Genomic DNA, 10,151 nt, shown 5'->3' on the forward strand with positions numbered 1-10,151 from the left:
CGGCTGGCGCGCACGCGCCGCGCCACTTCGCTGCTGATCGCGATCACCGCGGTCAGCGCGGCCATCGACAGGAACTGCAGGCGGGTGTGCGATTCGGACAGCAGCAGGCCGAAGATCAGCGCCAGCACGCCCAGGCCGATCACGGTCAGATAGGGGTAGCCGGCCATGCGGAACGGCAGGCGGGTGCCATCGCGATTGGCGCGATGCCGCAGGATCAGCTGCGACAGCAGCGAGATCGTCCACACCAGCAGGCAGGTGGACCCCACGATGTTGAGCAGCACCGGCAGCACCCTGTCCGGAAACAGCAGCTCCATCACGGTGGCGGCAAAGCCGAACAGCACGCTGGCCAGCACCGCGATGATCGGCACCTGGCGCGGGTCGGCCCAGCCGAGCACGGCCGGTGCCTCCTGGCGCTGGGCCAGCGAATACATCATGCGTGAGGCGCCATAGAGGTTGGCATTGAGCGCCGACAGCAGCGCGATCACCGCGATCAGCGTGATCGCCGTGGCCGCACCGGGGATGTTGGCCACCTGCAGCACCGCGGCGAACGGCGACTTCAGCGCCTCGCTGGTCCACGGCACCACGGCGATGATCACGCTCAGCGAGCCGATGTAGAACACCAGGATGCGCCAGGCCACGGTACGGATGGCCCGCGCGATGCTGCGCTCGGGGTCTTCGGTTTCCGCTGCGGCCACCGCCACGATCTCGGTGCCCCCGAAAGCGAACACCACCACCAGCAGCGCCGCGCCCACGCCAGCCAGCCCCTTGGGCGCGAAGCCGCCATGCCCGGTGAAGTTGGACAGGCCCGGCGAGGCGACGTCCGGCAGCCAGCCCAGCAGCAGCGCGATGCCGATCAGGATGAAGGCGACGATCGCCACCACCTTGAGGATCGCGAACCAGAATTCGAACTCACCGAAGTTCTTTACCCCGAGCAGGTTGATCGCGGTGAAGAACAGCATGAAGGCCAGCGCGGCCATCGGCACCGGCACCGCCGGCCAGACGGTGGCCAGCAAACCGGCCGCACCCACCGCCTCGGCCGCGATGACAATGACCAACTGCACCCACCACAGCCAGCCCACCGTGGCCCCGGCGGTGGCGCCCATGGCATCGGCGGCGTACACCGAAAACGCGCCGCTGGTCGGCTTGGCCGCGGCCATTTCGCCGAGCGCGTTCATCACGATGATCACCAGCGCACCGGCGACCAGATAAGACATCAGCACCGCCGGGCCGGCGGCCTGCACGCCCACGCCCGACCCCAGGAACAGGCCGGCGCCGATGGCGCTGCCCAGGCCCATCATGATCAGCTGGCGGGGTTTGAGCGCGTGGCCCAGTCGGGTGTCGGCAGGCGCGGCGGCAGGCGTCGGAGTCTGGGATGCGGGCATCGGAATCGCAGGCGGGCAACAGGTGCGACACGATACCCTGTCCAGCCGGCCGGCGGGATAGGCCACAAGGCCCGCCCCGGCTCAGGTTTCGGCGCGCTCGCCGATCTGCGCCCGGTAGCCGCGCGGGGACACCCCGACCTCGGCCTTGAACTTGCGGGTGAACGCGCTCTGGTCGGTGAAGCCGCAGGCCTGGCCGATGCTGGCGATGCTGTCCGGCCCGTGCAGCAGGTGCACCGCCATCTGGATGCGCAGGCGGGTCAGCACCTGCTGTGGGGTCATCTGGAACACCTTGCGGAAGGTACGCTCCAGTTTGGACAGCGAGAACCCGGTGATGTCCAGCAGGGTCTGCATGCGCACGTTCTCGGCGTAATGCGCGTTCAGATGCGCCAGCGCCAGCCGCAGCTGCTCGTACTGGGTGCCCAGGCTGTCTTTCTGACCCAGGTCGCGCGAGATGCCGATCAGGCCCCTGATCTGCCCGTCCACCAGCAGCGGGCGCTTGCAGGTCAGGCACCAACCCGGCTCGCGGTTGGCGAACAGATGCAGCTCCATCAGGTTTTCGATCACCTTGCCGGCCAGGACCTGCTCGTCCTGGGTGGCGTAGTCGGCGCCCAGCCCGGTCGGGTAGATCTCCGCGGCGGTACGCCCGATCACCTCCTTGCGCGACTTCAGCCCGAGCCGGCGCAGCATGGTCTGGTTGATGTGCGTATAGCGCCCGTCGCGGTCCTTCATGAAGAACAGCACGTCGGGGATCGCATCGAACAGGGCTTCGATGTCGGCAGGTTCAACGCGCATGCGAGGGCGGGCGGCAGGAGGACACGCCGCCAAGGATACGCGCCCTGCCGCGCCCACCCAACGCCGCATGTGAAGCGCGGGTGCATGCAGCGCCCGAATTGAGCACCGGCGATTAACGGCGGCCGCGCCAGTGTTGGGCATTGCCTTCCCGCCAGCCCGGAGCCACCCATGGCCGCCAGCAAGCCCCGCACCAAGAACACCCCTCCTCCCGCCGACAGCCGTGGCGAAGGCGACGAACTGCACCAGCACGCCGGTGGCGGCCATCCCGCGCTGACCACCAACCAGGGCATCCCGGTCGGCGACAACCAGAACTCGCTGCGCGCCACCCCGCGTGGGCCCACGCTGCTGGAAGACTTCATCCTGCGCGAGAAGATCACCCACTTCGACCATGAGCGCATCCCCGAGCGCATCGTGCACGCCCGTGGCAGTGCCGCGCACGGCTACTTCGAACTGACTCGTTCGCTGCAGGAATTCACCCGCGCGCGCGTGCTCACCGAGGTTGGCGTGCGTACGCCGGTGTTCACCCGTTTCTCGACCGTGGCCGGCGGTGCCGGATCCGTGGATACCCCGCGCGATGTGCGCGGCTTCGCCGTCAAGTTCTACACCCGCGAAGGCAACTGGGATCTGGTGGGCAACAACATCCCGGTGTTCTTCATCCAGGATGCGATCAAGTTCCCCGACCTGATCCACGCGGTGAAGATGGAACCGGACCGCGCCTTCCCGCAGGCGGCCAGCGCGCATGACACCTTCTGGGATTTCATCTCGCTGATGCCCGAGTCGATGCACATGATCATGTGGGCGATGAGCGACCGCGCGATTCCGCGCTCGCTGCGGATGATCGAGGGCTTCGGCATCCACAGCTTCCGCCTGCTCAACGAGGAAGGCGAATCGACCTTCGTCAAATTCCATTGGCGGCCGAAGCTGGGCATCCAGTCCACGGTGTGGGACGAGGCGGTCAAGCTGCAGGGTGCCGACAATGACTTCCACCGTCGCGACCTGTTCGAAGCGATCACCGCCGGCGACTTCCCCGAATGGGAGCTGGCGGTGCAGCTGTTCAGCGAGGCAGACGCCGAGGCTTTCCCGTTCGATCACCTGGACCCGACCAAGATCATTCCCGAGTCGCTGGTGCCGCTGACGGTGATCGGGCGGATGGTGCTGGACCGCTGGCCGGACAACTTCTTCGCCGAGACCGAGCAGGTGGCCTACTGCCCCGCCAACGTGCCGCCGGGCATCGACTTCAGCAACGATCCGCTGCTGCAGGGGCGCCTGTTCTCCTACCTGGATACCCAGCTCAGTCGCCTGGGCGGGCCCAACTTCCACCAGATCCCGGTCAATGCGCCCAAGTGCCCGTTCGCCAACCATCAGCGCGATGGGCACATGCAGATGGGCATCCCGAAGGGGCGCGTCGCCTACGATCCGAGTTCGCTGCAGGATGACAGCCCGCGCGAAGTGGTCGATGGTTTCCCCAGCCACGCCACCGCGCCCGATGACGGGGTGAAGGGGCGCGTGCGGGCCGAGAGCTTCGCCGATCACTACAGCCAGGCGCGCATGTTCTTCCGCAGCCTGGAAGCACCCGAGCAGGCGCATCTGGCGTCGGCGCTGGTGTTTGAGCTGTCCAAGGTGGAAACGGTCAAGGTGCGCGAGCGCACGGTGAGCCACCTGCGCAACATCGACGAGTCGCTGGCCAAGCGCGTGGCCGCGGGACTTGCGATGCCGGCCCTGCCCGAGCCTGCGCCGACGGCCACGCCTGCACAGGATTTCCCGAAGGCGCAGGAAGTGCGCGTGATCGGCCGCACCAAGGACCTGCTCAAGGGCCGCTGCATCGGCATCCTGTTCGACGAGGGCTCCGATGCAGGCTTGATCAGCAACCTGCGCAAGGCTGCCGACAAGGCCGGTGCCAAGGTCAAGCTGGTCGCGCCGAAGATCGGCGGCGGCAAACTCAGCGACGGCAAGGTGCTTGCCGCAGATGGGCAGCTCGCCGGTACGCCGTCGGTGGTGTTCGATGCGGTGGCCGTGGTGCTCAGCAACGAGGCGGCCAAGCGCCTGCAGAAGGAATCGGCAGCGGTGGATTTCGTGGCCGACGCCTGGGCCCACCTGAAGGCGATTGCCGCCGATGAGGGCGCGCAGGCGCTGCTCAAGGCCGCGCGCGTGGGCAACGATGCGGGCGTGGTGGAAGCCGAGGACGCCAAGGGCTTCCTTGCGGCGGCGGCGACGCGGCAGTGGGCGCGGGAGCCGAAGGTGCGCACGCTGGCTTGATTCTCTTCCATCCCCACAGGAGACATCCCCATGCCGCGTGGTGACAAATCCAGCTACACCGACAAGCAGAAGCGCCAGGCCGAGCACATCGAAGAAAGCGAGAAGGAACATGGCCGCGGCGAGGACGCGGCCGAGCGCATCGCCTGGGCCACCGTCAACAAGCAGGATGGGGGTGGCAAGAAGCGTGCGCCGGTCAAAAAGGCGCCCACGACGTCGTCTGCGAAGACAGCGACTCGGAAGGCAGCCAAGACGTCGACCGCCTCGAAGGTGGCGAAAAAGGTGGCGGTGAAGAGGACCGCCGCCGGCAGAAGCGTAGCGAAAAAGGCATCGACGTCGGCGAAGAAAACTACGACGACATCAGCGAAGAAGACGACGACGAAGACGGCGGCAAAGAAGGCAACGAAGGCAACGAAGAAGACTGCGACGACGTCGGCCACAACGAAGACGGCCGCGAAGAAGACAGCTGCCGGCAAGACGGCGAAGAAATCGGCCGTGAAAAAGACAGCGGCGAAGAAGGCCCCCGCGCGCAAAGCCACCAGCAAAGCCGCCACAAAGAAGACGGTGGCCAGCACGTCGACAAAAAAGGTCGCAACGAAAACCGCGCGCAGGACCACCACGCGGACGCCTGCGAAAAACTCCGCCCGCTGAAGCGACAAAGGGATGCGGCAGCATCGCGCTGCCGCGTCTGTTGCAGGGCCGCCTTGGCCTGCCCCGCCGGGATCGTGCTCAGCGCGACGCGGGCGCCGATTTGCCCGCCGGCGGTGCCTTGGCCCGCACCGGCACCACCACCGACTGCATCCGCTTGATTGCCGAAATCGGCACCGCTTCTGCGCGGTGCTGTTGCGGCCACCACAGGAACACGAACGCGCTGCTGCTGCCCAGCAGCCGTGCATCACCGGCCAGCGGCGCGCTGTCGCCCGCCAGGTGCACCATGACCTTGCTGCCCTGCCCCGCGTCGCGGATGTTCTCGGCCTTGTTCATGGAGTAGATGGCCGCGCCCAGCGCCATGAAGCAGGCCACTGCGATGCACAGGCCGGTCAGCGGCCGCAGCCCGGAGATGTCCCAGCTGGTCAGCGGTGACTGCGAGAACAGCATCCGCCATCCCCAGTGCCGTGCGCGCAGCGCCTCCACCTTGGCCGGGTTGCGCCGACGCACGGTGTCCGGCCAGCCAGCCACGATGGCCAGCGCGATGCCGCCGGCCAGGATCCCCGCATAGGCCGGATCGCGCAGGCCGGCCACCAGGAAGTCGCTGATCTGCAGGTAGTCCAGGATGGAGAGCTGGAAGCGCAGGTAGAAGAAGTAGCTCGACCACAGCCCGAGCAGCGACAGCAGCACGTAACCGGCGCTCACGATCAACGCCGGTTCCTGGCGCAGCAGCCGCCACAGCACCATCACCACCGAATCTTCATTGCCCTGCACCACCGGCAGGACCGACCAGTCGGTGGGCGCCGTCTCGGCCGGTACCGTCGGCTGGCCGGCCCCCAGGTGCGCGATGGCCGGCACGTCGCCGTGGATGTCACCCTGATCCCTGCTTTCCATGCGTCCCCCCTGGTGAGCGCAGAGCATCGCCGAAATCGCGGCGGTGCGGAAGTCGGGGCCCGGGGTGTACGCGACCGCCCGGCAAGCCGCCGCGGTTGCGGGTCGGCCGATTCTCGAGGGCATCGGCGGTCGATGATCCACACAGGATTGACGCCTTCCATGATGCATCGGCGATACTCGCCTCACGCCGCAGGACGCGGCGATTCAAGGAACGATCATGCGCAGCGCTTCGCTACTGGCCATGCTGGCCGTGTTGTTACCTGCAACCGCGATGGCCCAGAGCGGCTGGCGCGACGCCGATGGCACACCGGTGCCGCAGACCGAGGCGGCCCGTTCCGAAGGCGGCTTCGCCGCGTCGCTGGTGATCACCGACGATGCCGACTGGCAGCAGAAGTGGGAAACGCCACCGGAGCACACCCCTTCGCTGCGCGGTGCCGACAGCGTCGGCCTGGGGGGCGAACTGTACGTGCTCACCCTGCTGTCCAATCCGATGCTGGACGCGAAGGGCGACACCAACGTCGTCTGCGGTGTTGAAATCCAGCGTCCCGACGGCAGCTACGACGCGCAGCACCCGCAGACGCCCTGCTTCAAAACCCGGCTGCACACCGATCCGACCCTGGTGTACATGACGGGCATGGTGGTGAAAATGCGGGTCGAAGCCGGTGATCCGCCGGGCGTCTGGACCGTGCGGATGAAGGTCAAGGACATCAACCGCAACGTCGAGCTGCCGTTGCAGTCCACCTTCGAGGTACGGGATCGCTGAGGCCCCGCGTCGGCGTCGGGCCAGTTCCGCCGCCACGCGTTCGCCGCGGAGGCGACCTGTGATCCGGATGCAGCGGCGTCCTGCCGCCGCATCCCTCCATCAGTCGATCAGGCCGCGCGCCGCACCGCCACGCCCAGCGCACTGCCCTGCTCCAGCTTGAACACCGCCACCGATTCGATCAACGCATGTGCCTGCTGTTCCAGCGCGCGGCTGGCCGCGGTGGCTTCTTCGACCAGTGCCGCGTTCTGCTGGGTCACCTGGTCCATCTGCACCACCACCTGGTTGACCTGCTCGATGCCGGCCGCCTGTTCCTTGGTGGCCGCGGCGATGTCGCTCATCAACTGATTGGTGCGCGAGCTGGCCTGGGTGAGGCGCGCGATCGCCGCCTCGGATTCCACGGTGACGCTCAGGCCGGTCTTGACCTTCTCGCTGGATGCGTCGATCAGGTCCTTGATCTCCTTGGCGGCAGTGCCGGCACGCTGTGCGAGCGTGCGCACTTCGCTGGCGACCACGGCGAAACCGCGACCGTTCTCGCCGGCGCGCGCCGCTTCGACCGCCGCATTCAAGGCCAGGATGTTGGTCTGGAAGGCGATGCCATCGATCACCGAGGAGATCTCGCCGATGCGCGCCGAGGAGGTGTCGATCTCGCTCATGACCTTGGCCATCTGCGCGATCGCCTGCTCGGTGGCACGTACCGCGGCACCGGCCGCGTGCGCTTCGTGGTCGGCCTGGTTGGCCAGTTCGGCGTTCTGGCGCACGGTGGAGGTCAGCTCTTCCATCGAGGCGGCCGCCTCTTCCAGGTTGGCCGCCTGCTGTTCGGTGCGGCGCGACAGATCGTTGTGGCCGGCGGCCAGTTCCTGCGCGGCGTCGTTGATGCTGCCGGCCGCGCCCTGGATCTGCTGGACGATGCCGGTCAGCTGCGCGGCGGTCACGTTGGCATCGTCGCGCATCTGCGCGAACACGCCTTCGTAATGACCGCTCATGCGCGAGGTCAGGTCACCGGTGGAGATGGCACGCAGCACCTGTGACAGGTCGGCGATGCTCGACTGCGAACTGGCCATCATCCCGTTGAGGTTGGCGACCATCGCGCGGAACTGGAACTGGAACGCAGCCTCATCACCGCGCACCGAGAAATCGCCGGCACGCGCGGCGCTGGCGAGCGTGTCGATCTGCTGGTTGATCGCCATCAGGCTGGCCTTGACCGTGGCCATGGTGCGGGTCAGCAGCGCCTTCTCGCCGGGGTAGCTGTCCAGGTCGCGACTGAGGTCGCCGACGGCATAGTCGGCCATCACATCGACCATGTGCGACTGCACGGCCACGTGCGAGCCGACCAGTTCATTGGTGGCGCGCAGCATGCGGCCGTAGTCGCCCGGCAGTGCGTCGGCATCCATGCGGTAGCTGATCGCACCGGCTTCGTGCTGCTGTGCCATCTGCAGCTGGGCGGTGATCGCGGCCTGCACGTTCTGGCGCACGCTGCCCATCGCATTGCCGAGCAGGGTCAGCTCATCACGACCGCCGAGGCGGAAATCCTGCTCCAGCTCGCCCTTGGCCATCTGGTCGGCCAGCCGGACCGCACGCGCCAGCGGCCCGGTCAGGCTGCGGCCGATCAGGATCGAGGCGGCAATGCCCACCAGCAGCGCGACGCCGCCCAGAACCAGCAGCTGCAGCAACGTGCGCTCGCCCAGGCGGATCGCTTCGGCGGCGGCTTCGCGGCTTTCTTTTTCTTCATACGTGACGCCATCGGCGAGCGCCTTGTTCCAGCCGCTGGCCGCTTCCTGCACCGGGCCCAGGGTCAGCGCGACCGCGCCGGGAAAGTCGCCCTGCGCCATCAGTTCGCTGGTCTGCTTGTTCAACGGGCGCGCAGTGGCGCGCCTGGCGGCAATGGCCGCGCCCATCTGCTTGCCCTGCGCATCGCTCGGCAGCGCCTGGTAGGCGGTCCAGCTGGCCTCGTAACGCTTGACCAGCGCGGCGATGCGCGCCTCATCGGCCTCACGCTCCTGGCCCTGGCGGATCAGCATCTCCCGGCGTACGACCATCATCTGGTTGTTGGCGTCGAGCATCTCCGAGAGCAGGCGCACCTTGGCCACGCCCACCTCGACCACCTCCTGCATTGCGTGCTTCTGCACCGCGCTGCCGGTGGCACCGGTGGCGACCACGGCCGCAACCAGCAGCAACAACAGGCCAAAGCCCGTACCTAGACGCCAGACGACGCTGACGTTCCTCAACAAATCCATGACTGCATCCAAACGTGGGGGGTGCCGGGTTATCGGCCCACGCGGACATGTTCTTGATCACACAGCCTTAACGGAACGGCGGCGGTTCACATTTGGGGAGCGTCGCTGGCGCGTACAACGCCAAGCGGGCCATGGGCACGCGCGCCGTCAGCCGTCCAATCCTAATGCCAGGCGCACCTGGTCGCAGGCGATGATCAAATCCAGTATCAGGCGCCCACTAACGTCCAGTTCGCCCTCGTACTCGGCGATGTTGCGCTGCTGATGGCACTTGTCCAGCACACGCCATACCTCCGGCCCCAAGGCGAGCGTATGCGGGAGTAGCTGGAAGACGATGTAGCGTTGCGCCGGGCGAAAGCCATGCTGTCGCAGCGCGCTCAGGCACAGCGCATGGGCCGCGTTGTAGGCCAGGTCGAAGCGGCTCTCCAGAGAAAGCGATGTGTTACGCGCGTCGTGCAACCGGGCGAGTCCTGATCGCTGCAACCCTTCGATTTCCCGGCGATCAGGCGGTTCGGCACTGAGTGATTTACCCGGTCCGGCCAGATTGTGCAGCGCTGAGATCATCATGTTCTCCAATGATCCAGATCTTGGGCTGCTCCAGCACACGCATCAAGAAGGAATTTTGATCGTGAATCCGCGATGTAAATTCAGCGCTTGAATACAGGGTCGGATTTACGGGGCGACCCAGCTTCAGTTCGGTCCCATCCAACGCTTGCATCACATCGGCATAGCCGAGGGTATCGGACAGGATCATCAGATCGATGTCGCTGCGCGCGGTATCGGTGCGCTTGGCCATGGAGCCATAGACGAACGCGGCGGCGATCTTGTCCTGTAGCGGCAGCAATGCCTCGCGCAGCGGTGCGGCCAGGCCGATGGTCTTCTGCACGATCGCCACCAGTTCGTCATGGATCGGTGCCTCGCCGTTGGCCTGGTAGCGCTTCTGGTTACCCGATGCCCTGACGCTGACCAGCCCGGCAGCAGCCAGCTTGGCCAACTCCCGCTGTACCGCGCCGGATCCCGCGCCGATCGATGCAATCAGCTCCGAAACCCCGAATGCGCGATGCGGCTGTCCGAACAACATCCCCAGCACGCGTTGCTGGGTCTGGGTGAAAAGAGCGTCGGCCAAGCCAGGTGATCGGTTGGACGACAGGCGACTTGAGGGAGATTTTGTACCCATATTGGGTACGT

General features: G+C 66.7%; 9 protein-coding genes. 2 read left to right on the forward strand and 7 right to left on the reverse strand.

All coding sequences use genetic code 11. The annotated features are described in order from the left end of the window. Both AC1DQP_RS11240 and AC1DQP_RS11245 read right to left on the reverse strand, forming a co-directional pair. Nucleotides 1–1,382: amino acid permease (locus tag AC1DQP_RS11240; RefSeq protein WP_478051609.1), on the reverse strand; the 1,382-nt coding region annotated here is incomplete at its 3' end. A gap of 81 nt (nucleotides 1,383–1,463) precedes the next feature. Continuing rightward, nucleotides 1,464–2,174, reverse strand: a complete 711-nt coding sequence (locus AC1DQP_RS11245) for an AraC family transcriptional regulator (protein WP_256775776.1) — start codon at nucleotides 2,172–2,174, stop codon at nucleotides 1,464–1,466. Between the two features lie 168 nt (nucleotides 2,175–2,342). Between AC1DQP_RS11245 and AC1DQP_RS11250 the strand changes: the two genes are divergently transcribed. Continuing rightward, entirely contained in the window at nucleotides 2,343–4,430 is a 2,088-nt protein-coding gene (locus AC1DQP_RS11250) for a catalase (RefSeq protein WP_457318938.1), read from the forward strand. 53 nt (nucleotides 4,431–4,483) lie between these two features. Here the strand turns inward: AC1DQP_RS11250 and AC1DQP_RS11255 are convergent, their stop codons facing one another. Both AC1DQP_RS11255 and AC1DQP_RS11260 read right to left on the reverse strand, forming a co-directional pair. Further along, nucleotides 4,484–5,047, reverse strand: a complete 564-nt coding sequence (locus AC1DQP_RS11255; protein WP_457318939.1) for a hypothetical protein — start codon at nucleotides 5,045–5,047, stop codon at nucleotides 4,484–4,486. Nucleotides 5,048–5,156: 109 nt separating this feature from the next. Continuing rightward, the gene (locus AC1DQP_RS11260; protein WP_478051610.1) at nucleotides 5,157–5,969 is read right to left on the reverse strand and encodes a hypothetical protein; all 813 of its coding nucleotides are present in this window, start codon (nucleotides 5,967–5,969) and stop codon (nucleotides 5,157–5,159) included. A 217-nt stretch (nucleotides 5,970–6,186) separates the two neighbouring features. Between AC1DQP_RS11260 and AC1DQP_RS11265 the strand changes: the two genes are divergently transcribed. Further along, nucleotides 6,187–6,732, forward strand: a complete 546-nt coding sequence (locus AC1DQP_RS11265; RefSeq protein WP_256775780.1) for a hypothetical protein — start codon at nucleotides 6,187–6,189, stop codon at nucleotides 6,730–6,732. A 107-nt stretch (nucleotides 6,733–6,839) separates the two neighbouring features. Here the strand turns inward: AC1DQP_RS11265 and AC1DQP_RS11270 are convergent, their stop codons facing one another. The 3 genes from AC1DQP_RS11270 to AC1DQP_RS11280 all read right to left on the reverse strand — a co-directional run. Continuing rightward, complete coding sequence (locus tag AC1DQP_RS11270; RefSeq protein WP_457318942.1) at nucleotides 6,840–8,966, reverse strand: methyl-accepting chemotaxis protein; 2,127 nt, start codon at nucleotides 8,964–8,966, stop codon at nucleotides 6,840–6,842. Nucleotides 8,967–9,113: 147 nt separating this feature from the next. Further along, nucleotides 9,114–9,527, reverse strand: a complete 414-nt coding sequence (locus AC1DQP_RS11275; protein ID WP_478051611.1) for a hypothetical protein — start codon at nucleotides 9,525–9,527, stop codon at nucleotides 9,114–9,116. Beyond that, nucleotides 9,490–10,151: transcriptional regulator (locus tag AC1DQP_RS11280; protein WP_478051612.1), on the reverse strand; the 662-nt coding region annotated here is incomplete at its 5' end. The genes AC1DQP_RS11280 and AC1DQP_RS11275, both read right to left, overlap by 38 nt.

The sequence above is a fragment of the Stenotrophomonas sp. P5_A8 genome, from assembly GCF_056400545.1.